Origin of the sequence: Streptomyces carpinensis (assembly GCF_002154505.1) — a bacterium.
In the GTDB taxonomy this organism is placed as follows: Bacteria; Actinomycetota; Actinomycetes; order Streptomycetales; family Streptomycetaceae; genus Streptomyces; species Streptomyces carpinensis.
This window is the reverse complement of the sequence record NZ_MUBM01000103.1, coordinates 1-313: the sequence shown is the minus strand read 5'-3', so window position 1 is coordinate 313 and position 313 is coordinate 1. Positions and strand designations below refer to the sequence as shown.

The following is a 313-nucleotide window of genomic DNA, read 5'->3' as shown; positions in this document are numbered from 1 at the left end:
CGCAGGCACCGGCACAGACGCAAGCTCTGTGCAGGACAGCTCAGACACCGACACGGACACAGGCACCGGCCCACGGGGCCCTGCCGGCTCGGAGGGCCCGTCCTCCCTCCGGTCGCGGGTTCGCGGGCGGCATCGCAGACCCCGCCCCCGCAAGGCGCTCCTCGCCGCGAGCGGACTCGCGCTGGCCGCCGGCGCGCTGAGCCTCGTACGCCTGGCGCCCGAGTACGCGGGCGGCGGTCTGGGCACGGCCGAGGCGGAGCCCCACGCGGACGCCGGCACGGGTGGCGCGACCGGCCGGCCGGCCAACACCTCG

The 313-nt window shown here is 78.3% G+C and carries 1 pseudogene; it reads left to right on the top strand.

From position 1 onward, the window contains the following. Window positions 1–28 precede the first annotated feature (28 nt). Window positions 29–313 (top strand): annotated as a pseudogene (locus tag BZY54_RS52245) (hypothetical protein); the annotation flags it as partial.